This is a genomic window from Bacillus sp. EKM206B, assembly GCF_011066015.1.
Taxonomy (GTDB): Bacteria; Bacillota; Bacilli; order Bacillales; family Bacillaceae; genus Bacillus; species Bacillus velezensis.
In genome coordinates this window covers 76,504-102,202 of the sequence record NZ_JAAMNL010000001.1, presented here as the reverse complement: position 1 = coordinate 102,202, position 25,699 = coordinate 76,504, and the positions used below count along the sequence as shown (strand labels likewise).

Annotated in this window: 26 protein-coding genes; 11 read left to right on the top strand and 15 right to left on the bottom strand. The window is 46.9% G+C overall.

Annotation, left to right across the window (positions count from 1 at the left end):
• The first annotated feature begins 20 nt into the window (after nucleotides 1-20).
• From hutH to G9F50_RS00455, 5 genes are all read left to right on the top strand, one after another.
• Nucleotides 21-1,559: a histidine ammonia-lyase gene (hutH, locus tag G9F50_RS00475; protein ID WP_060562335.1), complete on the top strand. Its 1,539-nt coding sequence runs from the start codon at nucleotides 21-23 to the stop codon at nucleotides 1,557-1,559.
• On the top strand, nucleotides 1,556-3,220 hold the full coding sequence (hutU, locus tag G9F50_RS00470) for a urocanate hydratase (protein WP_060562334.1): 1,665 nt from the start codon (nucleotides 1,556-1,558) through the stop codon (nucleotides 3,218-3,220). Before hutH ends, hutU begins: the two co-directional genes overlap by 4 nt.
• A gap of 1 nt (nucleotide 3,221) precedes the next feature.
• Nucleotides 3,222-4,487 (top strand): imidazolonepropionase, encoded by a 1,266-nt coding sequence (hutI, locus tag G9F50_RS00465; RefSeq protein ID WP_060562333.1) that lies wholly within the window; start codon nucleotides 3,222-3,224, stop codon nucleotides 4,485-4,487.
• Nucleotides 4,480-5,430 carry a formimidoylglutamase gene (gene hutG, locus G9F50_RS00460; RefSeq protein ID WP_060562332.1) on the top strand — a complete coding sequence of 317 codons (951 nt, stop codon included), beginning with the start codon at nucleotides 4,480-4,482 and terminating at the stop codon, nucleotides 5,428-5,430. The genes hutI and hutG overlap by 8 nt, the downstream gene beginning before the upstream one ends.
• A gap of 70 nt (nucleotides 5,431-5,500) precedes the next feature.
• Nucleotides 5,501-6,919 (top strand): amino acid permease, encoded by a 1,419-nt coding sequence (locus G9F50_RS00455; protein WP_007407815.1) that lies wholly within the window; start codon nucleotides 5,501-5,503, stop codon nucleotides 6,917-6,919.
• A gap of 39 nt (nucleotides 6,920-6,958) precedes the next feature.
• Here the strand turns inward: G9F50_RS00455 and G9F50_RS00450 are convergent, their stop codons facing one another.
• The 7 genes from G9F50_RS00450 to G9F50_RS00420 all read right to left on the bottom strand — a co-directional run bounded on the left by G9F50_RS00450 (nucleotide 6,959) and on the right by G9F50_RS00420 (nucleotide 13,147).
• Nucleotides 6,959-8,260: a pyrimidine-nucleoside phosphorylase gene (locus G9F50_RS00450; RefSeq protein ID WP_060562331.1), complete on the bottom strand. Its 1,302-nt coding sequence runs from the start codon at nucleotides 8,258-8,260 to the stop codon at nucleotides 6,959-6,961.
• A gap of 27 nt (nucleotides 8,261-8,287) precedes the next feature.
• Nucleotides 8,288-9,469, bottom strand: coding sequence for a NupC/NupG family nucleoside CNT transporter (locus G9F50_RS00445; protein ID WP_165406476.1), 1,182 nt, complete (start codon nucleotides 9,467-9,469; stop codon nucleotides 8,288-8,290).
• A gap of 92 nt (nucleotides 9,470-9,561) precedes the next feature.
• Complete coding sequence (gene deoC / locus G9F50_RS00440; RefSeq protein ID WP_004393277.1) at nucleotides 9,562-10,230, bottom strand: deoxyribose-phosphate aldolase; 669 nt, start codon at nucleotides 10,228-10,230, stop codon at nucleotides 9,562-9,564.
• Nucleotides 10,231-10,320: 90 nt separating this feature from the next.
• Nucleotides 10,321-11,262 (bottom strand): DNA-binding transcriptional repressor DeoR, encoded by a 942-nt coding sequence (locus G9F50_RS00435; protein ID WP_007407818.1) that lies wholly within the window; start codon nucleotides 11,260-11,262, stop codon nucleotides 10,321-10,323.
• Nucleotides 11,263-11,332: 70 nt separating this feature from the next.
• Nucleotides 11,333-12,145, bottom strand: coding sequence for a sugar-phosphatase (gene yidA / locus G9F50_RS00430; protein ID WP_015240895.1), 813 nt, complete (start codon nucleotides 12,143-12,145; stop codon nucleotides 11,333-11,335).
• Between the two features lie 68 nt (nucleotides 12,146-12,213).
• Nucleotides 12,214-12,738 (bottom strand): hypothetical protein, encoded by a 525-nt coding sequence (locus tag G9F50_RS00425; protein WP_043020881.1) that lies wholly within the window; start codon nucleotides 12,736-12,738, stop codon nucleotides 12,214-12,216.
• A complete protein-coding gene (locus G9F50_RS00420) occupies nucleotides 12,728-13,147 on the bottom strand; it encodes a lipocalin family protein (RefSeq protein ID WP_053573898.1) in 420 nt (139 codons plus the stop codon). Before G9F50_RS00420 ends, G9F50_RS00425 begins: the two co-directional genes overlap by 11 nt.
• A 110-nt stretch (nucleotides 13,148-13,257) precedes the next feature.
• On the opposite strand from G9F50_RS00420, the gene G9F50_RS00415 reads away from it, so the two are divergent.
• The gene (locus G9F50_RS00415) at nucleotides 13,258-13,644 is read left to right on the top strand and encodes a hypothetical protein (protein WP_007407822.1); all 387 of its coding nucleotides are present in this window, start codon (nucleotides 13,258-13,260) and stop codon (nucleotides 13,642-13,644) included.
• Between the two features lie 160 nt (nucleotides 13,645-13,804).
• Nucleotides 13,805-14,167, top strand: coding sequence for a hypothetical protein (locus G9F50_RS00410; RefSeq protein ID WP_007407823.1), 363 nt, complete (start codon nucleotides 13,805-13,807; stop codon nucleotides 14,165-14,167).
• A 50-nt stretch (nucleotides 14,168-14,217) separates the two neighbouring features.
• Here the strand turns inward: G9F50_RS00410 and G9F50_RS00405 are convergent, their stop codons facing one another.
• Nucleotides 14,218-14,610, bottom strand: coding sequence for a hypothetical protein (locus G9F50_RS00405; protein ID WP_007407824.1), 393 nt, complete (start codon nucleotides 14,608-14,610; stop codon nucleotides 14,218-14,220).
• Between the two features lie 126 nt (nucleotides 14,611-14,736).
• Here G9F50_RS00405 and G9F50_RS00400 point away from each other — a divergent pair, with 126 nt between their 5' ends.
• Nucleotides 14,737-15,699, top strand: coding sequence for an iron-hydroxamate ABC transporter substrate-binding protein (locus tag G9F50_RS00400; RefSeq protein WP_060562330.1), 963 nt, complete (start codon nucleotides 14,737-14,739; stop codon nucleotides 15,697-15,699).
• A 40-nt stretch (nucleotides 15,700-15,739) separates the two neighbouring features.
• Here the strand turns inward: G9F50_RS00400 and G9F50_RS00395 are convergent, their stop codons facing one another.
• The 7 genes from G9F50_RS00395 to G9F50_RS00365 all read right to left on the bottom strand — a co-directional run bounded on the left by G9F50_RS00395 (nucleotide 15,740) and on the right by G9F50_RS00365 (nucleotide 22,832).
• Nucleotides 15,740-16,087, bottom strand: coding sequence for a YxeA family protein (locus G9F50_RS00395; protein ID WP_060562329.1), 348 nt, complete (start codon nucleotides 16,085-16,087; stop codon nucleotides 15,740-15,742).
• 13 nt (nucleotides 16,088-16,100) lie between these two features.
• Complete coding sequence (yxdM, locus tag G9F50_RS00390; protein WP_165417685.1) at nucleotides 16,101-17,969, bottom strand: ABC transporter permease YxdM; 1,869 nt, start codon at nucleotides 17,967-17,969, stop codon at nucleotides 16,101-16,103.
• Nucleotides 17,944-18,717 carry an ABC transporter ATP-binding protein YxdL gene (gene yxdL, locus G9F50_RS00385; RefSeq protein ID WP_015240899.1) on the bottom strand — a complete coding sequence of 258 codons (774 nt, stop codon included), beginning with the start codon at nucleotides 18,715-18,717 and terminating at the stop codon, nucleotides 17,944-17,946. Before yxdL ends, yxdM begins: the two co-directional genes overlap by 26 nt.
• 143 nt (nucleotides 18,718-18,860) lie before the next feature.
• Nucleotides 18,861-19,838 carry a two-component system sensor histidine kinase YxdK gene (gene yxdK / locus G9F50_RS00380; protein WP_015418563.1) on the bottom strand — a complete coding sequence of 326 codons (978 nt, stop codon included), beginning with the start codon at nucleotides 19,836-19,838 and terminating at the stop codon, nucleotides 18,861-18,863.
• A complete protein-coding gene (yxdJ, locus tag G9F50_RS00375) occupies nucleotides 19,835-20,524 on the bottom strand; it encodes a two-component system response regulator YxdJ (protein ID WP_043020878.1) in 690 nt (229 codons plus the stop codon). The genes yxdK and yxdJ overlap by 4 nt, the downstream gene beginning before the upstream one ends.
• 149 nt (nucleotides 20,525-20,673) lie before the next feature.
• Nucleotides 20,674-22,113, bottom strand: coding sequence for a sensor histidine kinase (locus G9F50_RS00370; RefSeq protein ID WP_165406475.1), 1,440 nt, complete (start codon nucleotides 22,111-22,113; stop codon nucleotides 20,674-20,676).
• Nucleotides 22,110-22,832 (bottom strand): response regulator transcription factor, encoded by a 723-nt coding sequence (locus G9F50_RS00365; RefSeq protein ID WP_012118836.1) that lies wholly within the window; start codon nucleotides 22,830-22,832, stop codon nucleotides 22,110-22,112. The genes G9F50_RS00370 and G9F50_RS00365 overlap by 4 nt, the downstream gene beginning before the upstream one ends.
• Before the next feature lie 221 nt (nucleotides 22,833-23,053).
• Here G9F50_RS00365 and G9F50_RS00360 point away from each other — a divergent pair, with 221 nt between their 5' ends.
• From G9F50_RS00360 to G9F50_RS00350, 3 genes are read left to right on the top strand one after another with little or no spacing between them, the layout of a single operon-like run.
• The gene (locus G9F50_RS00360; protein ID WP_053573892.1) at nucleotides 23,054-23,965 is read left to right on the top strand and encodes an ABC transporter ATP-binding protein; all 912 of its coding nucleotides are present in this window, start codon (nucleotides 23,054-23,056) and stop codon (nucleotides 23,963-23,965) included.
• Nucleotides 23,962-24,720, top strand: a complete 759-nt coding sequence (locus G9F50_RS00355) for an ABC transporter permease (protein ID WP_012118838.1) — start codon at nucleotides 23,962-23,964, stop codon at nucleotides 24,718-24,720. The genes G9F50_RS00360 and G9F50_RS00355 overlap by 4 nt, the downstream gene beginning before the upstream one ends.
• Nucleotides 24,721-24,736: 16 nt before the next feature.
• On the top strand, nucleotides 24,737-25,471 hold the full coding sequence (locus G9F50_RS00350) for an ABC transporter permease (RefSeq protein WP_232515847.1): 735 nt from the start codon (nucleotides 24,737-24,739) through the stop codon (nucleotides 25,469-25,471).
• The last annotated feature ends 228 nt before the right edge of the window (nucleotides 25,472-25,699 follow it).

Genomic DNA, 25,699 nt, shown 5'->3' with positions numbered 1-25,699 from the left:
AAGAAAAAGGGGTTGAAATGATGGTAACGTTAGACGGTTCCTCACTGACAACCGCAGATGCCCAGCGTGTGCTGTTTGATTTTGAAGAGGTTCAAGCATCTGCCGAAAGCATGGAACGTGTGAAAAAAAGCAGGGCGGCGGTTGAACGGATCGTTCAAGAAGAGAAGACCATTTACGGGATTACGACGGGATTCGGCAAGTTCAGCGATGTGCTGATTCAAAAAGAAGACGCTGCGGATCTGCAGCTGAATCTGATTCTTTCTCACGCGTGCGGCGTCGGTGATCCATTTCCGGAATCTGTATCGCGGGCCATGCTGCTTTTGCGCGCCAATGCCCTGCTGAAAGGCTTTTCCGGCGTGCGGACTGAGCTGATTGATCAACTGCTCGCGTATCTCAATCAACGAATTCACCCGGTCATCCCGCAGCAAGGGTCACTGGGGGCGAGCGGGGATTTGGCGCCGCTTTCTCATCTCGCACTGGCGCTTATCGGTCAAGGCGAAGTCTTTTACGAAGGGGCCCGGATGCCGACAGCTCATGCTTTAGAACAGACAAACCTTCAGCCGGCCGTCCTGACCTCTAAGGAAGGACTCGCGCTGATCAACGGAACGCAGGCCATGACCGCGATGGGACTGATCGCTTACCTCGAGGCCGAAAAGCTGGCCTATCAGTCGGAACGGATTGCGAGCTTAACGATCGAAGGCCTTCAGGGCATTATCGATGCGTTTGACGAGGACATTCATGCCGCCCGCGGTTATCAGGAACAGATGGATGTCGCAGAGCGAATCCGCTATTACTTGTCAGACAGCAAGCTGACGACCGTCCAAGGGGAGCTGCGTGTCCAGGACGCCTATTCGATCCGCTGTATTCCTCAAGTCCACGGCGCATCATGGCAGACATTAGCGTATGTAAAAGAAAAATTAGAAATTGAGATGAATGCCGCGACAGATAACCCGCTCATTTTCGAAGACGGCGCCAAAATCATCTCAGGCGGAAACTTTCACGGACAGCCGATCGCCTTTGCCATGGATTTTCTCAAAGTGGCGGCGGCCGAGCTTGCGAATATTTCTGAGCGCCGGATCGAACGGCTTGTGAATCCGCAGCTGAATGACCTGCCGCCCTTTCTGAGCCCTCAGCCCGGCTTACAATCCGGAGCAATGATCATGCAATATGCGGCGGCCTCCCTCGTGTCAGAAAATAAAACCCTGGCCCATCCCGCCAGTGTCGATTCCATTCCTTCATCGGCAAACCAGGAGGATCACGTCAGCATGGGAACCATCGCCTCAAGGCACGCCTACCAGATCATTGCGAATACGAGACGGGTGCTTGCCGTTGAAGCCATTTGCGCGCTGCAGGCCGTGGAGTACCGGGGTGCGGAACATTGCGCCTCGTACACAAAACAGCTCTATCACGAAATGAGAAACATCGTGCCGTCCATACAAGAAGACCGCGTGTTTTCTTATGACATCGAGCATCTGAGTGACTGGCTGAAGAAGGAGTCTTTTCTGCCGAATGAGCATCACCAAAAACTGATGACCAATGAAGGGGGACTTACAAGATGACTGATGTAAAGAAATCAATCCGCGCCGGCCGCGGCACCGAACTTGAATGCTTAGGATGGGAGCAGGAAGCCGTGCTCCGCATGCTCCGAAACAACCTTGACCCGGAGGTTGCCGAAAAGCCGGAGGATCTGATCGTATACGGCGGCATAGGCAAGGCCGCGCGAAACTGGGAAGCTTTTCACACAATTGAGCGCTCCCTCAAAACGTTAAAAGATGATGAAACACTGCTGATCCAATCCGGAAAACCGGTCGGACTGTTCCGCACGCACAGCCGCGCGCCCCGCGTCCTGCTGGCTAATTCGGTCCTCGTGCCGAAATGGGCGGATTGGGAGCATTTCCATGACCTTGAGAAAAAAGGACTGATGATGTACGGGCAAATGACCGCCGGCAGCTGGATTTATATCGGTTCACAAGGTATTTTGCAAGGCACCTATGAAACCTTTGCGGAGCTTGCGAGACAGCATTTCGGCGGCAGTCTGAAAGGAACCCTTACGCTGACGGCCGGACTTGGCGGAATGGGAGGCGCCCAGCCGCTGTCCGTCACGATGAATGATGGCGTCGTCATCGCCGTTGAAGCGGATGAAACACGGATTGATAAACGGATAGAAACAAACTATTGCGACCGGAAAACCGCATCAATTGACGAAGCGCTGCGCTGGGCCGAAACAGCCAGACAAGCCGGAGAACCTTTATCGATCGGCCTTCTCGGCAATGCGGCAGAGGTGCATCATGAGCTTTTGAACCGCGGTGTCCATATTGACATCGTGACCGATCAGACTTCCGCTCACGACCCGCTGATCGGCTATATTCCGGCAGGATACTCACTTGAGGAGGCCGACCGCCTGCGCCGGGATCAGCCTGATTTATACGTAAGGCTTTCCAAGCAGAGTATGAAAAAGCATGTGGAAGCCATGCTCGCCTTCAAGAAAAAAGGTGCCGTCGTCTTTGATTACGGCAACAACATCCGCCAGGCTGCCAAAGATGAGGGTCTCGCCGATGCTTTTGATTTTCCGGGATTCGTTCCCGCCTACATCCGGCCTTTATTTTGTGAAGGAAAAGGGCCGTTCCGCTGGGCTGCGCTGTCCGGTGACCCTGAAGATATATACCGCACGGACGCTTTATTAAAAGAGCTGTTTCCAGAAAATCAAGCCCTTCACCGCTGGATTGACATGGCGCAGAAAAAAGTCACGTTCCAAGGCCTGCCGTCCCGTATTTGCTGGCTCGGCTACGGTGAACGGGAAAAGATGGGGCTCGCCATCAATGAATTGGTCAGAAACGGCGAGCTGAAAGCCCCGATTGTCATCGGAAGAGACCATTTAGACTGCGGATCTGTCGCCTCTCCGAATCGGGAAACAGAAGCGATGAAAGACGGAAGCGACGCGGTCGGCGATTGGGCGGTGCTGAACGCGCTGATCAACACGGCCTCAGGCGCAAGCTGGGTTTCTTTTCACCACGGCGGGGGCGTCGGCATGGGGTATTCCCTTCACGCGGGAATGGTCGCGGTCGCTGACGGCAGCATCCTTGCGGAACAACGGCTTTCCCGCGTTCTGACAAGCGATCCGGGAATGGGCATCATCCGCCATGCGGACGCAGGTTATGAAAAAGCGGCTCAAGTCGCCGAGGAACAAGACATTATGATACCGATGAAAAAGGAGCGGTAACATGCCGAAACAAATAGATACCATACTCACCAACATCGGCCAGCTGCTGACGATGGAATCCGGCGGCCCCCGATCAGGCGGAAGCATGCAGGATCTTCGTGTCACGGAAGATGCCGTCATCGGCATTCACGACGGGCGCATTGTTTTTGCCGGACATCAAGGAGCGGAGGAAGGATACGAGGCAAGAGACATCATCGACTGCGGGGGACGGCTCGTCACCCCCGGCCTCGTCGATCCCCATACCCATCTTGTATTCGGAGGGTCCCGGGAAAAAGAACTGAATTTAAAAATTCAGGGCATGTCCTATTTGGATATTCTGGCGCAAGGCGGCGGTATTTTGTCAACGGTCAAAGACACGAAAGCCGCTTCCGAAGAAGAACTGATTGAAAAAGGGCTTTTTCACCTCGGACGCATGCTGTCATACGGCATCACGACCGCGGAAGTAAAAAGCGGGTACGGACTCGACAAAGACACGGAGCTGAAACAGCTGACTGCGGCCAAAAAACTGGGCGAACGCCAGCCGGTCGACCTTGTCACAACTTTTATGGGGGCACACGCCATTCCGCCTGAGTACCGGAACAGCCCTGACGAATTTCTGAATCGCATGCTGCAGCTTTTGCCTGAAATAAAAGAAAAAGGCCTCGCGCAATTTGCCGATATTTTCACAGAAACAGGCGTTTTTACGGTCAGCCAGTCACGGAACTACCTGAAAAAGGCGTCTGAAGCTGGTTTCGGCCTGAAAATCCATGCTGATGAGATTGACCCGCTCGGCGGCGCGGAATTGGCGGCAGAACTGCATGCTGTTTCTGCCGATCATTTGGTGGGGGCGTCTAACGAAGGCATCGAAAAGCTAGCGGCGTCCGGAACGATCGCCGTCCTGCTGCCGGGCACGACTTTCTATCTCGGCAAACACACTTATGCGAGAGCCCGGGAGATGATTGATGCGGGCGTACGGGTCAGTTTGGCGACTGACTTCAACCCGGGCAGCTCACCGACGGAAAATCTCCAGCTCATTATGTCGATTGCCGCGCTTCATTTAAAAATGACCGCGGAAGAAATCTGGCACGCTGTCACCGTTAATGCCGCGTATGCGATCGGAAAAGGCGAAGAGGCCGGACAAATTAAAGCCGGACGGGCGGCTGACATTGTCATTTGGGAAGCGCCGAATTACATGTATATCCCGTATCATTACGGCGTCAATCATGTCCGCCGTGTCATCAAGAACGGAAAGACGGTCGTTTCAAGGGAGGGAGCCGCTCTTGGATAAGTATCCGTTTCTGCAAAAAGCCGGCTCCCTCTTCAACGACCGCCATGTGACAAGGATCGGCGATGTGACGGAAGCGTGGGCGGGACAACCGATCAAAGGGCCGGCTTTGATCGGCGTTCCGCTTTCTAAGTCGTCAATCAGCCATTCCGGCGCCTGCTTTGCACCCGGTGCGATCCGCCAGGCGCTCGGCGGGATTTCCGCTTATTCCGCGGAGCTGCGGGAGCATGTCATTGACCATCTGTACGATATCGGCGATATTCAGATTCACGTCACGGATGTCGTCACATCTCACGAACACATTTATCGGACCATTCATGACATTCTGACGGACCAACCTGACTGGGTGCCCGTCATTCTCGGCGGCGACAACTCCATTAGTTATTCCACCATTAAAGCCATTGCGGAAACGAAAGGAACAACAGCCGTCTTTCAATTCGACGCCCACCACGACGTCCGCAACACAGAAGACGGAGGACCGACAAACGGCACGCCATTCCGCCGGCTGTTAGATGAAAATATCATAAGCGGACAAAACCTGATTCAGCTTGGAATCAGGGAGTTCAGCAACAGCTTGGCATATGAACAATATGTAAAAGAGCGGCAGGCAGACGTGCATACAATGGAGATGATCCGGGAGAAAGGGCTCCTCCGAACGATACAAGATGTCTTGCCGGCCGTTCAAAAAAGAGCCGACGCCATCTTTATTTCGGTTGATATGGATGTGCTGGATCAAGCTCATGCGCCCGGCTGCCCCGCGATCGGCCCCGGAGGCCTGTATACCGAAGAACTGCTTCAGGCGGTCCGGTTTTTAGCCAGTGAGGCTGACATCTCGGGTATTGAGATCGTTGAGGTTGATCCGACACTTGATTTTCGCGATATGACAAGCCGGGCAGCCGCACACGTCATTTTACATGCATTAAAGGGATTTAAATTGTCACGTTAAAGTCAAATCCGGCACGCGTGCTCTCGGCTGCCGGAAGATTCTCACGCCACGCAAAAAGGGGGAGATCACGATGGATGTTGATCAAGGCGGCAATCAACTCAAGCGCACGATGAAAAGCAGGCACTTATTTATGATTTCATTGGGAGGGGTCATCGGCACGGGGCTGTTTTTGAGCACAGGGTATACATTGAGCCAGGCCGGGCCGGGCGGGACGATCGCCGCTTACCTGATCGGGGGCTTGATGATGTATCTTGTCATGCAGTGTCTCGGAGAATTGTCAGTAGCCATGCCTGTGACCGGTTCATTTCAAACGTATGCGACAACGTTTATCGGGCCGTCCACGGGTTTTATGGTCGGTATCATGTATTGGGTGAATTGGGTGGTGACGGTAGGATCGGAGTTTACAGCTTCCGGTATCCTCATGCAGCGCTGGTTTCCCCACAGCAGCGTCTGGATGTGGAGCGCGATTTTCGCGGCTCTCCTTTTTGCCGCCAATGCATTCTCCGTTAAATTGTTTGCAGAAACAGAGTTTTGGTTTTCCAGCGTCAAAATCGTCACCATCCTTTTATTTATCATCTTAGGCGGCGCCGCGATGTTCGGTTTGATTTCATTGCACGGTTCGGGTGAAGCTCCGATGCTGTCGAATTTCACCTCACACGGCGGGCTGTTTCCGAACGGCTTTCTTGCGGTTTTCATCGCGATGATTTCCGTAAGCTTCGCCTTTTCAGGGACGGAGCTGATCGGAATCACCGCGGGTGAAACCGCCAATCCGGCAAAAGATATTCCACGTTCGATCCGAAATGTCGCCTGGAGAACGGTCATCTTTTTTATCGGCGCCATTTTTGTGCTGTCCGGACTGATCTCCTGGAAGGAAGCCGGTGTGATTGAAAGTCCGTTTGTCGCGGTCTTTTCCCAAATCGGTATCCCATACGCCGCAGATATCATGAACTTCGTGATTTTAACGGCTTTGCTTTCGGTCGCCAACTCCGGACTGTATGCTTCCACCCGGATGCTGTGGTCCCTTGCGAATGAAAACATGATCAGCGCCCGGTTCAAAAAAGTCACGCCGAAAGGCATTCCGCTGAATGCCCTGCTCGCCAGCATGGCCGTTTCCTGCATATCCTTGATCTCAAGCATCGCCGCCCCGGGCACGGTCTACGTGGTGCTTGTGGCAATAGCCGGATTTGCCGGCGTCGTGGTATGGATGAGCATCGCCCTGTCTCAGCTGTTATTTCGAAAACATTATGTGAAAAACGGCGGACGCGTCTCGGATCTGACCTTCCGCACACCGTTATACCCTCTCGTTCCGATCGCCGCTGTGATCTTATGTTTCGCTTCATGCGTAGGCCTTGCATTTGATCCCAATCAAAGAATCGCCCTCTTCTGCGGAATTCCTTGTATGATCCTGTGCTATCTCATTCGTTTTTTGAGAAAGAAACAGCCGAAACAATCCGTCCGTGACATTCATTTGGATAAAACCATGCCATAAAAAAAGGCACATACTGATGAGGTATGTGCCTTTCTTCTCTTATTCCGTAATCAGCGTATGAATCAGTTTCGGCGCTTCCGCTTTTTCTGAGATGCGGATGTTGTCATAGACTTTGGCGGTCACGTCTTCAACATTTTCGCGGTTGGCGTAAAGGGTGACGAGCGGCTCGCCTTTTTCGACGTTGTCACCGACTTTTTTGCGGAGCATAATGCCGACAGCAAGGTCGATTTCGTCCTCTTTTGTCGCACGTCCCGCGCCCAACAGCATCGCTGCGACGCCGATTTCGTCGGCGACGATTTCTGAAACGACACCCGCTTCTTTCGCCGGAACGTCAATTTTGTACGCCGCCTGCGGAAGTTTGGACGGATCGTCAACAACAGAAGCGTCTCCTCCCTGATTGCTCAGGAACTCTTTGAACTTTTCAAGCGCTTTGCCGTTTTTCATGACTTCCTGAAGCTTCGTTCTCGCTTCTTCCAATGTCTCAGCTTTTTTCGCCAATACGACCATTTGGCTGCCGAGCGTGAGGACGAGTTCGTTTAAGTCTTCAGGCCCTTCCCCTCTTAACGTATCAATGGCTTCTTGTACTTCCAGGGCATTCCCGATCGCAAAACCGAGCGGCTGCGACATGTCAGAAATCACGGCCATCGTCTGGCGGCCGACGTTGTTTCCGATGCGGACCATTGCTTTGGCGAGGTTCACGGCGTCTTCATCCGTTTTCATAAACGCACCGGCTCCCGTTTTGACGTCAAGCACGATGGCATCTGCTCCGGCGGCGATTTTTTTACTCATAATTGAGCTTGCGATCAGCGGGATGGAGTTCACCGTACCCGTTACATCACGCAGCGCATACAGCTTTTTATCGGCAGGCGTCAAATTGCCGCTTTGTCCGATGACGGCTACCTTGTCGCGATTCACAAGCTTGATGAATTCATCTTTTGATAATTCCACGTGGAAGCCTTCGATCGCTTCCAGCTTATCAATGGTTCCCCCCGTATGGCCAAGACCGCGGCCGGACATTTTAGCGACGGGAACGCCGAGCGCCGCGACAAGCGGTGCGAGTACGAGAGTTGTCGTGTCGCCGACCCCGCCCGTAGAGTGCTTGTCGACCTTAATGCCTTCAATGGCGGAGAGATCAATCGTTTCCCCTGAATTCACCATCGCCATTGTCAGATCTGCGCGCTCCTGATCTGTCATATCCTGAAAGTAAATCGCCATAGCCAGTGCGCTTGCCTGATAATCAGGGATGCTTCCGTCCGTGTATCCTTTTACGAAAAATTCAATTTCTTCTGTTGTCAGTTCTTTTCCATTTTGTTTTTTTACAATAAGATCTACCATTCTCATGATCTATCACCTGTCCTTCATTTATGTTCAGTGAATCAATCCGACGATCGCCGCTGTCAAGAAGCTGACGAGTGTTGCGCCGTACAGCAGCTTCAGCCCGAACCGCGCGACGACGTTTCCTTGTTTTTCATGCAGCCCTTTCACCGCACCGGTAATGATTCCGATAGAGGAGAAATTCGCGAATGAGACAAGGAATACAGATACCACTGCCTGTGTATGCGCACTGAAATGGAAATCGCCGGATGAGAGTGTCTGCATCGCCACAAATTCATTCGATACCATTTTCGTCGCCATAATGCTTCCGGCGCTCACCGCTTCATTCCACGGAATACCGGTTAAAAACGCAAACGGCGCGAATACATATCCGAGCAGCGCCTGAAATGTAATGCCGAAGACCGCGTTAAAAACGCCGTTGACCAGGGCAATGAGTGCGACAAATCCGATCAGCATCGCCGCTACGACGACGGCGACTCTGAATCCATCCATTATATACTCACCGAGCACTTCAAAAAAGGATTGCTTTTCTTCTTCAGGAACGACGATCAAATCCTCTTCTTTGCTGACGGTGTACGGGTTAATGATAGAAGCGATGATAAATCCGCCGAATAAGTTCAGCACAAGCGCCGTCACGACGTATTCAGGCTTCAGCATCATCATGTAAGAACCGACGATCGACATTGAGACCGTCGACATTGCGGACGCGCAAAGCGTATATAAGCGCTGTTCAGTAAGATAACCGAGCTGTTTTTTCAAACTGATAAAGACTTCTGATTGCCCTAAAATCGCGGATGCAACAGCGTTGTAAGATTCGATTTTCCCCATTTCGTTCACCTTGCTTAACGCAAGACCGATATACTTCGTGATGAAGGGAAGGACCTTCCAATGCTGCAGAATTCCGATTAAAGCGGATATAAAGACGATCGGCAGAAGCACGCTCATGAAGAACGTCGTCTGTTTCGCATTCACAAGCCCGCCGAATACAAAGTTAATCCCTTCTGATGCATATTCCAGCAAGTAGTTAAATCCTTTTGCAAAACCGCCGACAAGAAAATTCCCGATACCGGTGTTGAGGAGAATATAACCGAGAATCAGCTGCAGCACGAGCATGACGGCGATCGGCCGGATTCTGATTCTTTTTTTGCCGTTGCTGGCAAGCCAGGCAAGACCTAAAAACACAATGATTCCGATAATTCCGATGAGATACTTCATATGTGTTCTCCTTTTATTTGTATTCGCTTACAATTTTTTATGCATCAACAAAGAAAGAGGATGGCGGAAGCTTTCAGCTTCCGCACTGCTGATTAATAGTCGCTGCTGCCGCTGTCCCCGCCGCTCACGATAGAGACGCCCGCACTTGCGCCGATCCGGCTCGCGCCCGCAGCGATCATGCTGTCAACATCAGCTTTTGTTCTGATGCCGCCTGATGCTTTGACCCCGATGTCCGGTCCGACTGTTTTTCTCATGAGAGCGATATCTTCAGCCGTTGCCCCGCCTGTAGAAAAACCGGTAGACGTTTTGACGAAATCTGCGCCTGCGGATACCGCCAAGCGGCACGCGCGCTCTTTTTCTTCATCTGTTAAAAGGCATGTTTCGATGATCACTTTGACGAGCGCTTTTTTATCAGCTGCTTCAACTACCGCGCGGATATCAGCTTCAACCGCTTCATCATCGCCGTCTTTTAATGCGCCGATATTGATGACCATGTCAACCTCAGTTGCCCCTTTTGAGATGGCATCCTTCGTTTCAAATGCTTTTGTTTCCGATGTCGTTGCGCCGAGAGGAAATCCGATAACGGTGCAAACGTCAACTCCAGTGCCTTTCAGTTCCTCCGCTGCGAGTTTGACCCAAGTCGGGTTTACACAAACGGAAGCGAATTTATATTCTTTTGCTTCTTTTATCAGTTGTAAAATATCCGCTTTTTGTGTATGCGGTTTCAAAGCAGTATGGTCTATTTGACTTGCAATTGACATTGTATGCACTTCCTTTTTCCTAGGATACGTTTAGAATAACCGAATTTTGAACATATGTAAATTGGTAATTGAAATTATGTTCATGAATTGTCACAATTCTTGAATGAGTTTTTTGGCCGTATGCTGATCGGTAATCAAAACGTTGGCGTACTTTCCTTTCAGGGCACCGTGAATGGCCTTGCATTTTCTGCTGCCGCCCGCCACCAGAATCGAACGTTCTTTCATTTTCAAGTCGCTGAGCTCGACTCCGATCGTCCTGCCGTTAATGCTGCTGCTGCAAATCCTGCCTTCCTCGTCAAAAAAGCGCGAACAAATATCGCCGACTCCGCGTGCTTTCAGCAATTGTTTCTCTTCTTCCCGGAAATAGCCGAGTCTGAAAAGCAGCGCCTCATCCCGGACGGTTCCGACCGTAAACAGGGCGATATTGGCTTGTCTGCCCATTTCAATGATCCGCTTAATATGTCTGTCCCGCTCGACCATCTGTTTCACATCGGCGCTGTCAAATATAACCGGCAGCGGCAAATACCTCGGCATGGTCTGAAATGCTTCGGCGAACAGCTGAATCGTTTCTGACGAGTACGTATTGACATTGGAATGACTGATGCCGCCTTTCAGCTGCACGACTTCAACGCTCTTTACCTGCTTCGGCTCCATGCGGCTTGCGATCTGGTACATCGTCGTCCCCCAGCTTACGCCGAGTATATCGCCGTCCTTTACGGTTTTATGCATATAGTCTGCGCCATAGCGGCTTAAGTAATGTGTAATGGCCTGGTAATCGTCGCTTGGAGAAAAGACGACGTGCGCCTCAAGCAGCCCGTATTTTTCTTCCAGCTTCGCGCCGAGTTCGTCCAGGTCCTCAAACGGGTCCATGACGCGAATTTGAACATACCCTTTTTCCTTTGCGTACTGAAGCAGCCTTGAAACGGTGGGGCGTGACAGATCAAGCCGTTCGGCGATCTGCTGCTGGCTGTAATCTGATTGATAATATAGTTTTGCCGCTTCTATGCTGAGCTGCTGTTTTTCACGATCCATGTCGCGCCTCCCCTCTCCGCTTATCATATCACCAAAACACGCGGTAAAAAAGCACCCTCTGATGGGGTGCCTATTTTTTCAGCACAAGCTCCTGAATCGCATGTGCCACGCCGTGTTCGTTATTTGATTTCGTTTCAAAATCAGCAATCTCCCTTACCTCCGGGATGGCATTGGCCATTGCCACACCGCAGCCGGCCCACTGAATCATGGACATGTCGTTGCCGTTATCGCCGATTGCCATGACGTCTTTCTGTTCAATGCCGAGTTTTTCGGCCAGCAGCTTGACTGCGTTTCCTTTACTGACTTTCGGGTGAAGAATCTCATGGAAGAATGGCGCGCTTTTGACCATTGTGTATGTTTCCTTGAATGATTCCGGAATGGAAGCGATCGCTTTCTCCAGCTTGTCCGGATCGTCAATGAACATGACTTTCGGAATCAGAATATCCTTCGGCACTTCATCGATCGTGCGGAAATGAAGCGGCACTTTCGTAATGTATGATTCGTATACCGTGTATTCACTGATATCCCGGTTCGGCGTGTACAGATTGGCTGTGTCAAAGTAATGCATCGGAGTATCCAGCTGTAAGCTCAGCTCGTAAAGCGACTTCAAATCCTCATAACCTAATGACTGCTCGGCCACGACACCGTTTGTATACGTATTTTGGACGAGTGCGCCGTTATAGGCAATCACAAAGTCGCCTTCTTCCTGTAAGTTCAGCTCTTCCAAATACCGACGCACGCCGCCGATCGGCCGGCCCGTGCACAGGACGATATTGACCCCTTCCGCTTTGGCGGCATCAAGCGCCCCGCGGACTTCAGCCGTCACTTCATGATGATCGTTTAGTAGTGTTCCGTCCATATCTATTGCGATTAACTTGTACATCCTGCATCTCCTTTGTATCCTTTTCTTCTTATGCTTTCATCATATCGTTTTTTCGTTTCAATGAAAAATCAAACGGACAAGTTTCTCCGCCTTCTCTTCGTAAACCGGGCCTGCCTCCGGATGCGGGGCCGTCTTTTCCCCTTGTCAGCTTGTTCGCCGCCGTCATCTGTTTTCTGCTTCAAGAGCATCAGCCCCGCCGCAAAGAAAGGGATGGCCGCTATGTCCAGAAGGGCAAGCTTTATTCCCATCGCTGCGGGAAAGTATGCCCATAATGAACGGCTGTTCCGCCTGATCATGATATAAGAAACGATTTCCAGCAGGATAAACAGAGCGTTCACCCACAAGTAAATGAGCAGCGCCGCAAACAGAAACAGCAGGAGCGTATTCCGCAGCGTGCCGGAAAACAGAAGAGCGCGCATCATATCAAAGAATGAAAAAGACTGCATGCTTCCGTTTACGACATTGGGATTGTAAATGGTAAAACGCCCGAACTGATCAAAAAGCATAAAAAATAACCATAACAGTGAAAACCATTGAATGATATGTACGATGACACCCGTCAAAACGAGTCTGTCGGCAGCCTTATTTCTCATGTGCATCCTCCCCGCCGGTTTTTATTCTTGTCATTGTTTTTGTTTCTCCGTATATCTTCCAAATGAGCGTATCGTTTTTTCCTCTTTTCAACGTGCTTTTGACGGGGTGCGGATGTCCGAGGTATTCAATCTCGATCGTCCCGTCCGTGTTCTGAGAGATCACCTTGTACACATCTGAGGGCATGGCAACCTCACCGCGGCCTTGAATGACCTGCTTTGTCAGCACGCTGTCTTTCGTAAACGTGACGGTTTCAGATCTGACCCCGTCCATCGGGCCCGGCTTCAGCCCTGCATCCCATGTCCCGTAATAAAAAGGGGTATCGTCTGCTTTCTTTTGCGAGCAGCCTGTTATCATGACGCATCCGAAAACAAGAACCGTCATGATGAAAATCCGTATGTTCCGCAACATGATCACCTTCCTTTGAAGCTTTTTTACGCCTGTAACTTAGGCGGATGCCGTGGCACTGTGCAATTGACTACATAGTGTATAAAGACTTCACTAGATAAGGAGAATGATGAATGAACCCATATCAGTACTACACCCCGCCTGCCTATTTCCCTCAGCAGCAGGAATACGAAGTGAACCGCGTTGAGTATGAGCCGTATCAGCAGCAGGAAAGCTATTATTATGCGCCCCCTCAGTCCGAAGAGCGGCAGCCGACAGGTTTAGAACGGAGAGTCGCCCAGCTTGAAAGACAAAACGCCGAGCAAACGAGAGAGCTCACCCGCCTCTCACAAGAAGACCAGCGCCAAAACCGGGAAATCACGCGTATGAATGAGCAGATCAGACGGCTGAGCCAGTCCATTGAAATCCATACCCGCCGCTTAAACCGTTTGAATCAGCGCCTGCGCGCAGTCGAAAACAGACTCAATATTCCTTTTCACGCTACAGAAGGCGGCTTCTGAGAAAAAGGGCCGGAATACAAAGCTCGACAGGCCATCCCGAGCCTTGTATTCCGCTCTGTACATAACAGGTAAATATTTGAATCCTTTTCTTGCATGAATGCCTCTCCTATTCTTTCACATGATAAATGTGTAAAATCAATCACTCTAGGAGGTTTTCATGATGTATCAAAACCAATACAGCGGAAATCAGCTGCAGCAATGCCGCCAAACAGCACAGCAGCTTATTCAGCAGACACAGCAAAGCAGTCAGCAGTACAAGCAAATGCTCCAGCAGGAACAGCAAAACATTCAAATGCTTCAGCAGATGCTTAACCATGAACAGCATGCCGTTCATACCATTCAGCAAGCGCTGCAGGGGCATGAAGCGGCCATTCAAAAATGCCAGCAAATCGTGAATGTGTGCAATCAGCTTCAGCAGGAAGTAAGCGGACACATGCCTGCACCGATGGCAAACGCTAATGTTTCTTCATTCCCGCAAACACAGCATCACACACCGTTTCAGCAGCATTCATACCAGCAATAGGCCGGTCATGCAAATGACAAAGCGCGAGATACCGGCTTTGTCATTTGTTTTTATCTCTGTTTTGTCAGATCAATGCGATGAGCGGGTTTTCCGCCGAATTTTGCTTCCGCCTCATGCCTTACCGCTTCAAACGCTCTTGCTTCGACGTTTTGTTTAAACACATCAAGCTGTATCAAATAAGCCGCCCGCACTTTCAGCCCGTGGATGATGGAGATGACCCATAAAGGCAGCACGATATACACGCCCGGCGTGCTCGGCAGCACAAAAGCAATTGCTAAAATAATAAAATAGATAAGTCCGTATTTCAGCCATTTTTTGTTCTTAGCCCGGTAGCCGATATAGAAAAAGGCCAAGAAAGCGGTCAGCGCAAACGGAGCAAAAGTCAGCAGCAGCCACCAGCTGTGCAGCACTTCCCACCAAGTCCCTCTTTTCGTAATCAACATTCATTCCTCCTTTACTACTATAACATGGATAATCAAGGAAGGTTTTCTATAAAAAACATAGACGGAATGACGTCTTCCTGCTATATTAATAATGATAATCATTATCACCGAAATAGGGGGATCATTATGAAGAAACAATCATGGCTGATCGGCCTGGCACTTCTGCTTGTTTTCGCATTAAGCGCTTGCAGCGGCGCGAAGGAAAACAACGGATCGGCATCAGGCAAAGGAAAGACAGACATGCGTACATATGAATCAACAAAAGGAAATATTGACATACCCGCACATCCGAAACGGATCGTCACTGACTTTTATGCAGGTGAGCTGCTGTCCGTTGACGCAAATGTCGTGGGGGCGGGCTCATGGGCTTTCAAAAATCCGTTTATCAAAAAACAGCTAAAAAACATCACAGACATCGGCAATCCCGTCAATGTGGAGAAAGTGATGCAGCTGAAGCCTGATTTAATTGTGCTGATGAAGGATGACCAATACGAGAAACTATCGAAAATCGCACCGACGATTGTCATTCCTTTTAACACCGCAAAGAATACGAAAGATACGGTCAGCCTATTCGGCGACATTGCCGGGGCGAAGGATAAAGCCAAAAGCTTTATGGCAGACTTCAACAAAAAAGCCGAAGCGAATCAAAAGCGCCTCAAAAACGTGATCGGCAAAGACGAGACAGTCGGCCTTTATGAAACGACGGATAAAGGCGAAATCTGGATTTTCAATGACAATTCCGGCCGTGGCGGCCAAGCCGTTTATAACGCGCTCGGATTGAAAGCGCCGGCCAAAATTGAAACAGACATCATGAAAACGGGCGCCATGAAACAGGTTTCCCAAGAGGTCATCCCTCAATATGCGGCTGATTATATGTTCATTACCGATTACAATCCGAATGGAGAAAGCAAAACATTTGAGCGTCTGAAAGATTCATCCGTTTGGAAAAATCTCGATGCCGTAAAAAACAATCGTGTCTTTATCAACGATTTCAACACCTTCTATCCGTATGACCCGATTGCCGTCAGCAAACAGATGGATATCATCACCGACATGCTGATCAAACGGGCTGAAGAAAATAAAAAATAAAAAAAACGGCACAGTCATGACACTGTGCCGTTTTTCCTGTTCACTTTAATTTTGACTGTACGGAGCCCGGCATATCTTCAAACCTGACTTCTTCCCAGGTCTCGACATACTTTCCTTTCGCCTTCACCTTCAAATACGCGTTCTTCCGAAGGTCTTTCGCGGCGTAAAAGGTCACTTCTTCTTTTTTCCCGGATGCGTTGTATCCGTCTAATGTATACTCAGTACCGCCCGGGCTAAGATGTTTGCCATCTCGATCAATCTGCACATAGACATCTTGCTGGTGAATAAACGGATTAAATCTGTCTGTAACATCGTTATGAAAAAAGAGAAGTCCGAATATGACGGCAGCGGCCGCCAAGACGGCCAGGATTGCCAATGCTTTTTTCATCTGTGCACTCCCCTTACTTGTTCATTTTTTTCATATAGCTTGACCGCACTGTGAGGAAGAACAGAAGCTGAAAAATGAAAAACCCTCCGATGGTCAGACTGAGCGGCCCCGCTACATCGGAATAGCCTTCCACGGCCAATGTTCTCAAGGCAAACAGCGTATGCATGACGGCAATGACGAAAGGAAAGAAAAAGAGAATCGCCAATTGTATCGTCACGCTTTGTGCCATTTCACGCTCACTCAGGCCGATTTTAGCCAGTGAACGGTAGCGCTCCCGGTCCTCATCTAAATCAGTGAACAGCCTGAAATATAAGAAACTTGCTGCCGCGACAAAGAATACAATTGCGATAAACAGGCCGATAAATAAACTCAGGCTCTGCAGCTGCACCGTATCATAGTACGTCCCGGCTTTTGCCATAAAATCAGAATGCACGTCGATATAGTTGCCGTAAATCTCATTTTTCAAGGATTGGCTGATCCCAAGACTGTCTTTCCAATGATCATAGCTGTAGCCGTATAATGACGCTTTTTCACCGAGTGATTTAAGCTGATCAAAGGTTTGATCGTTCACCGCAATGACGGCATTTAATGAAATCAGCGGTTTTTCGACTTCTTTTACCGTCAGTTTTTGGTCAGACGGCTTGCCTTTTTGGTTCAGCAGCTTCAGCTGATCCGGCGCTTCGTTTTTGAAATTGCGGTCATACGTGCCCGGGAAATAGACAGCCTCATCATGTTTCAGGCCGTTCAGCTTGACATGGAAGTATGTTGACACATCCGATTTGCTGATCATGTAAACAGGGGGAACAGTTTCTCCTTCCTGATAGCGGACATAGGAAACATTTATTTTGTCTTTCTTATACGTAAAGCCGTGTGTTTTCAGTTCATGGTCAATTTTTTTCAAATGAGTCTGTTCTTTTGGGTTGCCGCTGTAAGATAAATACTCCATCTCATAAGCGGACTCTTCCGCCCCGACAGTCGATTTGTACATCGCGAGCACGCCCGTCGCCGTAAACGCTACCGCGGAAATAATGCTGACGATAAAGAACAGGCGGGCGTTGTCTTTTAATCGATAGACAAGGTCAGAAACCCAAATGACATTTTTCCCGCGCAGATAAAAGGTTTTCCACTTCTTCAGCGCGCGCAGAATCCAGATGCTGCTTTGGCTGAAAAAGAAATACGTGCCGATGACGGTAAGCAGTAAAATGATAAACGGTTGAGTCCCATGGACATTGCCTTTTAAAACCATGCCGTACCCGCCGCACAGGCAGGCGATGCCGAATATAGACAGAAGCACGGACGGCTTCGGCTCCGGCTTGATCTTGTCAGTGCCCTTTATTAATTTGATCACCGTATTTGATCTGACAAAAAGGATCGTGAACTGCGATAAAAGGAAAAATAAGAGCAGAAATCCCCCGGCCGTAATGCCGAGCGCTTTCCAAGGCATGTACAGAGGCAGCGCGTCCATTTCTAAAATATAAGCGCCGACCGTAAAGAACGTTTTCGAAAAAATGAAGCCTCCGATAATCCCCGCTGCGATCGACATGACGCCGATGATCATGTTTTCCGCCGTAATGAGCTTTCTCAGCTGCACCGGCGTAATGCCCTGCATCAGCAGGATGCCGAATTCTTTATTTCTCGATTTCAAAAATGCGTTAACCGAATACAGAACAAATAAGAAAGAAAAAACAAAGATCATCCATTCCGCGGCGGTTAAGCCTTTTCTGGCGATGTTATTCAGGTAGCCTTCCTTTAGTGCCGGATGAAACAGGAACATCGCAAAGGTAAAGAAAATCAAAACGGAAAAAGCGCTGCTTAAAAAGAAAGCAAGATAGGCCCTTTTGTTTCTCGTGACGTTTTTATAAGCGAACTGAAGAAAGGTCATTTGCGTTTCCCCCCAGCATAGACAGCACATCAAGAATCTGCTCATAAAAGACTTGGCGGTTTTCCCCGCGGTAAATCTCATTAAACAGTTCGCCGTCTTTTATAAAGATGACGCGGCGGCAGTAGCTTGCCGCAACCGGATCATGGGTCACCATCAAAGCCGTGACATGATCATCCTGGTTCAGGCTCTGCATCGTTTCCATGACGTCTTTTGACGCTTTGGAATCAAGGTTTCCCGTCGGTTCATCGGCCAGAATGAGTGACGGCTTATGAATGACCGCTCTTGCGATGGCGGCCCGCTGGCGCTGTCCGCCGGATACTTCAAACGTCCGTTTGTTGAGCAGGTCTTCGATTCCGAGCTTTGCCGCGATGCCGTGCAGTTTTTCTTCCATGACAGACGGCGCTTCTTTTTCAAGCGTTAACGGCAGCATGATATTTTCACCGATCGTCAGTGTGTCCAGAAGGTTGAAATCCTGAAACACAAATCCGAGCTGCTTGCGGCGGAAATGAGCGAGCTTTGTCCGCTTCAGCCGGTGCGGGTTTTCTCCGTGAATCAGGATATCGCCTGAATCCGGCCGGTCGATCGTTGAAATGATATTCAAAAGCGTTGTTTTTCCGGAGCCGGACGGTCCCATCACCGCCGTGAACCCGCCTTCTTCTATTGAAAACGAAATTTGTTTTAAAGCTTGATAGGACACTTGTCCTTTATAGGTTTTATTTATATGTTTGACTTCAAGCATATTCGCCATGAAAATCCTCCTTATGGTTTTATTCTTGTTGGTCTGGGCTGCTTTCATGTAGTGCCGGGGCATTTAACATAAAAATCCCCTTGACATAAATCCATGTTATCAAGGGGAAACAAAACGAGCTATGTTGTTTTCTTAACGCAGTCTTACATTTTTGTAAGAAATGAAAATCGGACCGATGTCCCTTCACCGGGGGACGAGCTGATGTCCACCGTATGATTGAGCTTGCCCGTAATTTCTTTGACGAGATGAAGGCCGATTCCCGTAGATTCTTGGAAACGCCGTCCGTTTTCGCCGGTGTAATAAGGGTCAAACACCCGCTTGATATCTTGCGAGGGAATGCCGACACCGTAATCTTTGACTTCAAGCACCGTCCTGTCTTCATCGCGGAAGACATTCAGCTCAAGTCTGTCACTCTTGCCTGCCGAATACTTGACCGCATTTGTGACCACTTGGCCGATCGCAAATTTGAGCCATTTCGCATCGGTGTAAATCTGATGATCATCGCGAATATCCATTTTCGGATAGACGCGGTATTGAATAAAAAATCGTTTATAGCTTTGAATGACCGATTGGAGAAGCTCTGATAAGGAAACCGCTTCAACTTTAAAATCCCGCTCAAACAGGTCGAGCCTTGAAGAATAAAGAAGCGTCTCCAGCCCGAATTCAATCTGCCGGACCTCTTTTTTGATTTGTTCAAAGACGGGCTCATCCTCTTCCTGAATGATTAAATTAATGACTGACAGCGGCGTTTTTACTTGGTGCACCCATTGGTTCATATACGTCACCCGCGCGTCAAGCTTGGCTTCGGTCTCATGGAGCTTCTGGTGCTGCATCCGGGTCAGCTCCATCTGCTTTTCATACAGCTCTGAACAAAACACTGAAGAACCGAGATACGGGATGTCCGTCCCTTCCTGCTCCGAGCTGAGCCAATGATACACACCGCGGTCTTTGTACCAGCGATAGGCAAGATATCCCGCCAAAATAAGAAGCTGCACGCCCAATATGTAAAACAGGTGGGAAAAAGAATGAAGACCCGCAAACCAGTAATAAAAGAAGACAAACAGCCCTTGAAGGAGAAAAAGCAGAATCAGCACGGCATGAGACCGGAGAAACAGCTTCATGACAGCGCCCTCAGCTGGTAGCCTTCGCCCCGCACCGATTCAATGGAAACAGGCGCATTGAGCTCCCGCAGTTTTTTTCTGAGCCGCGTGATATACACGTTAAGCGTATTATCATCGACGAAAATATCGGTGTCCCACGTTTTTTCCATGAGCCGGTCTCTTCCCGTCACCTTTTCTCCCCGCTCCAGCAGCACTTCCAAAAGCTTGCTTTCTTTTTTAGAAAGCTCGCTTTTTTCTTCCTGAAAGCGCAGTTCAAACCGTTCCACAAAGAGCTGCACACCGGCATATTCAACCACTTTCTCTCCCTGCTTGGCGGCGTACTCTCCGTACGCCCTCCGGATCTGGCTTTTGATTTTCGCCAGCACAATATCGTAGGAAAACGGTTTTTCGATATAATCATCTCCGCCGTTTTCAATCGCCATTACCTGATCCATTTCCCCGCTTCTGGCTGAGATGAAAATGATCGGGCTTGTAGAATGCTGGCGGATCTGGCGGCACCAATAATAGCCGTCATAAGACGGCAGATTGATATCAAGCAGCACCACATCAGGCTTTTCCCGCAAAAAAACATCAAGAACAGCCGTGAAATCCGCAGCAGCCACGGTTTGATATCCGTATTTTTCAAGGTAATTCTGCAATAGTCCGCGAATGTCTTCACTGTCTTCCACAATCATGATTTTATTCATGCAACCATCCTCCAAAAGGATACGGCTTTTTGGAGCCCTCATTATTTGATGCCCCCATCATAATGCTTTCATCGGTTCTCTGCAACATGAGAAAGCGGGCCTTTGTAAAAGACCCGCTTCTCCCTTTCTCAATGTAAGATCGATTATTTCTAATTGACATTGTTATACTTAGATGGCGGACTCGGAAAGGTAATTTTAAATCTTGTGCCAATTCCCGGCTGACTATATATATCAATATTTCCCCCATGTGCCTTGATAATTTGTTGAGCAATAGCCATTCCTAATCCAGTCCCTGAGTTATTTGACGAAGCGCTTGTCCCTCTGAAATACCGATCAAATAAACATTCAACCGTCTCTTCGTCCATTCCTATCCCATCGTCTTCTATTATAATTTGTATTTGATTGTCATGTAACACGTCATGATATAATATGACCTTTATTTTAGTGCCCGGAGGATTATGTTTAATACAATTAGCAATCAAGTTTTCAACTGCGCGCTTTAGGTACCTTTCATCCATATTAAAAAGTATCTTATTGTGACTGGATTCTATAGCGAATCTCTTATTTTCTGACTCCGGTAGCAACTTCATTTTTTCTAAAGTGTCATGAATTACTTTCACTACGTTTTTTTCTTCAAGATGGATTGGAAGCGACTCATTTTTCAATTGAAAAGTTAAGTTGAAATCTTCAATCAGCTTTTCCATATATTCGACACGTTCTTCCATTATTAAGGAAAAATCACGCACTTGCTGATTTTCCCACTCATATTCATTTGAAGATAAAAGAACCGTATATCCCTTAATAACCGAAAGAGGGTTTTTTAAATCATGTGAGACACCGGCCATCCACTCTTCTCTTGTTTTTTCCAACAACTCTCTCTCAGCCTTATTCCTTTGAAGCGTTGAGGTAAGTTCAGACAGAGCTTGCATTAATTCTTGATAGGTCTTATATCCAGATTTATTATGTCTATATTTGCTTGAATGAAACTTCCAATCATAAGGTTCTTCATATTTTTCTTTAGACAAATTCTCAATCCAAGATACAATAAACAGCAGGGGAGCACCTAGTTTTTTTCCGTAAAATATTGCAATTACAATCCCTGCCATCATAATAGAAACTATCCACAAGTTATTCACCCAATAGAAAAAAGGGTTATTTTTTTCCATCGGTTTTCCCCATACCCATGTTAAATCCTGATTGTTTTTCGTTTCATACCACGTAGATAACTGATAACCTTTTTTGGCAGGATACATGTAATCTGATATTAACTCTCCAAGAATATAATGCTTAGGTATATTTTTAGGTTTATTAAAAGAAAAAACCTCATCTCCTTGTTCATCTAAAATTTGAATCCACATTCGGTTCTCTAATAAATCTTCTTTTGCTTTCGTATTTATTGAAAATTGTTTATCTGCAACAACTGTTTGGTCAACAATTTTTTTTAAGGATAAGTGCGACGTTTCCATTTTATTCTGACCTAAGACGAGGCTGAAAAATATGATACTGCCCACAATGAGCAGACCCCAAATAAACATGAGTAAAAAAAGTCTCGATACGAAGTAAAATGCTATCCTATTTCTCAGCTTCAAAATAAATCCTCATCTATAGGCTCTGCTTCAAATATATAGCCCTGTCCTCGAACCGTTTTAATCCATCTTGGTCTGCTCGGGTCTTCTTCTAATTTTTCACGTAATCGTCTTACATGTACCATTACAGTACTATCTCCGCCATAAAACTCCCCCCACACATCTTTATAAATTTGGTGTTTACTTAAAATTTGATTGGGATGTTCACAGAAATAAATCAGAAGTTTCATTTCCTGAGCAGGGCAATCGATTCTTGTCCCGTTAACAACAAGTCTGCCGGTATTGGGATCTATTTTAAAATATTCATAATCGTATACCTGTTTTAGAGGGTAAGAAGAAGAGAGTTGAGTCATTCTCTTTAATTGGGCTTTTACACGAGCTACAATTTCTAGTGGATTAAATGGTTTAGTAATATAGTCATCTCCCCCAAAACTAAACCCTTGCAATTTATCTAAATCTGTTGTTTTTGCCGTTAAGAAGAGTATCGGCACATTTGTATGCGAGCGTATTTTGCTGCATAAGGTGAAGCCATCAGTGTCCGGAAGCATGACATCTAATAAAATAATATTTGGAAGTTCCTGATCGATTTTCAGAAGGGTTTCGCTCCCTGTCATAGCTGTGGAAATATTGCTGAAACCTTCCTTTTCAAAGCAAGTTATTAATAAGTTTAAGATATGTTCGTCATCATCCACCATGAGGATTTTGTTCTCTTCTAACGTCATAAGTTACCCTCCTTTTTTTCTCATTTTAAATGAAATCGAATACATAAGAGTTAGAAAAGGAAAGAATTTAGCTTTTATTTAGATTTCAGAATATTCTTATCAAATAATCAATTTTACTATATGCAGTCAATAAACCAGGGATGTCGTTAAGTGAATGTTTAGGAAGAGTTTCGTTTGTGTTTAAAGAACATCGCTTATGATAAAAGTGAGGTGAGAGACAAATGAATGATCAAATAGTGGTAACACACGATCTAACTAAAAAGTATAAAAAGCATACTTCAGTTGATGGATTAAACTTAAGGATTAGGCGCGGCGAAATTTATGGTTTTCTTGGACCGAATGGTGCTGGTAAAACAACAACCATCCGAATGTTATTAGGTTTAGTTAAACCAACAAAAGGAAACATCGAAATCTTTGGCCAAAACCTAAACAAGAATCGTTTGCAGATATTGCAAAGAATCGGGTCACTGGTAGAATCTCCAACTTATTATGGTAATTTAACAGGTTACGAAAACTTAGAAGCTGTTAGGAGGTTACGAGGACTTCCGGAACAACGGGTCAATGAAGTATTGGAAACTGTAAGGTTATCTAAAGTAGCAAATCGACTGACTAAGGAGTATTCCCTTGGAATGAAACAGCGTTTGGGAATTGCAGTTGCCCTGTTAAGCAGTCCTGATTTATTAATTCTGGATGAACCGACAAACGGTTTAGATCCATCCGGTATCCAAGAAATAAGAGAGCTAATTAAAGAATTGCCTAAATCGGGAATGAGTGTTATTGTATCCAGCCACTTATTGAGTGAAATAGATCAAATGGCTACTCAAGTGGGGATTATCAACAATGGAAGGATGATTTTCCAGGACTCGATTGCAAGTTTACATCAAAAACGAAAACCACTATTAAAAGTCGGTGTTAGTGACGTAATCGAAGCAAAAACAATACTAAACAGGAAAGGATTAAAGGTTGATTTACAAAAAAATGATTTGTGGCTATCTCAAACAGAACCGGAATTTGTTTCAGAAATCAATTCCATACTTATTCATTCAGGGCTGTCTGTATTTCGACTTGAAGAAAAGACACGATCGCTTGAGGATATTTTTTTAGAATTAACTGGTACAGAGGGAAGTCTATGAAAAAGTTATTATGGGCAGATCAATTAAAACTGAAACGTTCGTCGTTATTGATTGTAGTCTTATTGGTTCCCTTACTCATTATAGCATATGAGTTGGTAAATCTTACTTATCGATCTGAATACGTGGAAAAACAAGCTGAAATGTTCCATGCTGGATCAATGTGGATGTATTTACTGTATGATAACAGTTTGTTATTTGGTCTGGGTTTTCCATTAGCCGCAACACTTTCTGCGTCAATAATAGCAAATATAGAACATCAAGCAAACGGATGGAAGCAAACCCTTTCTTTTCCCGTATCTAGAATGCGAATTTATGTAAGTAAATTTATTTGCTTAGTAGTCAGTTTATTTATTTCGTCAACAATCTTCTTGCTCGGCATGGTACTGCTAGGCAAACTGGTAGGATTCGAAGGTAGTGTACCTTGGGGACTTTTGTTTGGAGATAGTTACAGCATGTTAGTTACAGTACTGCCTATAATGGCATTCCAGATATGGTTATCTATGGTGTTTAGCAACCAAGCATTCTCAATTCTTGTAGGATCAATATCATCTATAATGGGTTTGTTTTTGGCAGCTGCTCAATCAACGAGATGGTTTCCGCTGGCTTATCCTAGTCAATCTTCGACAGTCATTCTGCAGTATGAAGGTATAGGATATAACCCAGATCTTTCATCTTACCTTTGCATTAGCCTTTTCTTAGGGATAATTATATTATTTCTAGGCTCTATTCATTTTGCTAAACGGGATGCTTTGTAAAAAGGAGGCGAAATACTTGAAAAACATTTTATTTGTAGAACGTTTAAAGCTTAAGCGATCAAAGTTATGGATCATCTATTTATTAGGGCCTTTGTTAGGTGTATCCCTGGCATACACGAACTTTATTAAAAACTATAACCTTTTTATGAATCCTGGAGACAATCCCTGGGTAGAGGCTTGGACACAAGTTGCCTTATTTATGGGCCCTTTTGTATTGCCTATCGTAGTGGGAATTTTCGCCGCCCTTGTTTGCAGGGGCGAACATGTAGGAGGCGGTTGGAAACAACTTCTAGCCTTACCAGTCAAACACTCAGATATCTTTCTGGGAAAGTTTCTAACAGTGGTCCGCATGATATTCATTAGTATGTTCATTTTAATCCTCTTATTTATTGGATTCGGTTATATGTTAGGCATAAGCGGGAGTCTTCCTTTACTTTCAATTCTAGGTTATGGAATTAGAGGGATCTTAGCTTGTTTACCATTAATTTTATTGCAGCTTATTGTTTCAATTAGGTCTAAAACATTTGGCATACCACTCGCTGTTAGCATTGTTTTTACATTACCGGCCATTATTATTGCCAGTACACCATTAGGTCAAGTATATCCATGGACACAGCCTATGTTAGCAATGTCACCCGAAGATGAATCACCGATTCAATCAAACTTCCTATTTTACTCAATTATGGCAATAACATGTCTCGGTCTCCTGGTTTACGGAATAAGAAATTTTACTAAACGAGACCTTACGTAGGGTATATGCGGTACTTATGAGAATTCGAGACAAGGTAATAATGAAATCACTGCGAAAGACAAAGATACATGACTTATGGATTATTTTAACAAAAAAAAAAAAAAAAGAAAGTTACCGACGTCATCGATAAAGAAAAGGATAATAACGAATTCTAGTTTTCATAACTATAGTAAACGAGGGGGGCAAGCTGTAACAAATCGCTTGGATTGAAAGAGCCTGTAAAGATGA

Coding starts and splice junctions, on each gene's coding strand:
- yidA (WP_015240895.1), bottom strand. CDS start 12,145: ATGTACAAGTTAATCGCAATAGATATGGACGGAACACTACTAAACGAT.
- G9F50_RS00420 (WP_053573898.1), bottom strand. CDS start 13,147: ATGTTGCGGAACATACGGATTTTCATCATGACGGTTCTTGTTTTCGGA.
- G9F50_RS00395 (WP_060562329.1), bottom strand. CDS start 16,087: ATGAAAAAAGCATTGGCAATCCTGGCCGTCTTGGCGGCCGCTGCCGTC.
- G9F50_RS00400 (WP_060562330.1), top strand. CDS start 14,737: ATGAAGAAACAATCATGGCTGATCGGCCTGGCACTTCTGCTTGTTTTC.
- yxdJ (WP_043020878.1), bottom strand. CDS start 20,524: ATGAATAAAATCATGATTGTGGAAGACAGTGAAGACATTCGCGGACTA.
- yxdM (WP_165417685.1), bottom strand. CDS start 17,969: ATGACCTTTCTTCAGTTCGCTTATAAAAACGTCACGAGAAACAAAAGG.
- yxdK (WP_015418563.1), bottom strand. CDS start 19,838: ATGAAGCTGTTTCTCCGGTCTCATGCCGTGCTGATTCTGCTTTTTCTC.
- yxdL (WP_015240899.1), bottom strand. CDS start 18,717: ATGGCGAATATGCTTGAAGTCAAACATATAAATAAAACCTATAAAGGA.
- hutI (WP_060562333.1), top strand. CDS start 3,222: ATGCCGAAACAAATAGATACCATACTCACCAACATCGGCCAGCTGCTG.
- G9F50_RS00455 (WP_007407815.1), top strand. CDS start 5,501: ATGGATGTTGATCAAGGCGGCAATCAACTCAAGCGCACGATGAAAAGC.
- hutH (WP_060562335.1), top strand. CDS start 21: ATGGTAACGTTAGACGGTTCCTCACTGACAACCGCAGATGCCCAGCGT.
- G9F50_RS00435 (WP_007407818.1), bottom strand. CDS start 11,262: ATGGATCGTGAAAAACAGCAGCTCAGCATAGAAGCGGCAAAACTATAT.
- G9F50_RS00405 (WP_007407824.1), bottom strand. CDS start 14,610: ATGTTGATTACGAAAAGAGGGACTTGGTGGGAAGTGCTGCACAGCTGG.
- G9F50_RS00445 (WP_165406476.1), bottom strand. CDS start 9,469: ATGAAGTATCTCATCGGAATTATCGGAATCATTGTGTTTTTAGGTCTT.
- G9F50_RS00360 (WP_053573892.1), top strand. CDS start 23,054: ATGAATGATCAAATAGTGGTAACACACGATCTAACTAAAAAGTATAAA.
- G9F50_RS00410 (WP_007407823.1), top strand. CDS start 13,805: ATGTATCAAAACCAATACAGCGGAAATCAGCTGCAGCAATGCCGCCAA.
- G9F50_RS00365 (WP_012118836.1), bottom strand. CDS start 22,832: ATGACGTTAGAAGAGAACAAAATCCTCATGGTGGATGATGACGAACAT.
- deoC (WP_004393277.1), bottom strand. CDS start 10,230: ATGTCAATTGCAAGTCAAATAGACCATACTGCTTTGAAACCGCATACA.
- hutU (WP_060562334.1), top strand. CDS start 1,556: ATGACTGATGTAAAGAAATCAATCCGCGCCGGCCGCGGCACCGAACTT.
- G9F50_RS00450 (WP_060562331.1), bottom strand. CDS start 8,260: ATGAGAATGGTAGATCTTATTGTAAAAAAACAAAATGGAAAAGAACTG.
- G9F50_RS00415 (WP_007407822.1), top strand. CDS start 13,258: ATGAACCCATATCAGTACTACACCCCGCCTGCCTATTTCCCTCAGCAG.
- G9F50_RS00355 (WP_012118838.1), top strand. CDS start 23,962: ATGAAAAAGTTATTATGGGCAGATCAATTAAAACTGAAACGTTCGTCG.
- G9F50_RS00425 (WP_043020881.1), bottom strand. CDS start 12,738: ATGAGAAATAAGGCTGCCGACAGACTCGTTTTGACGGGTGTCATCGTA.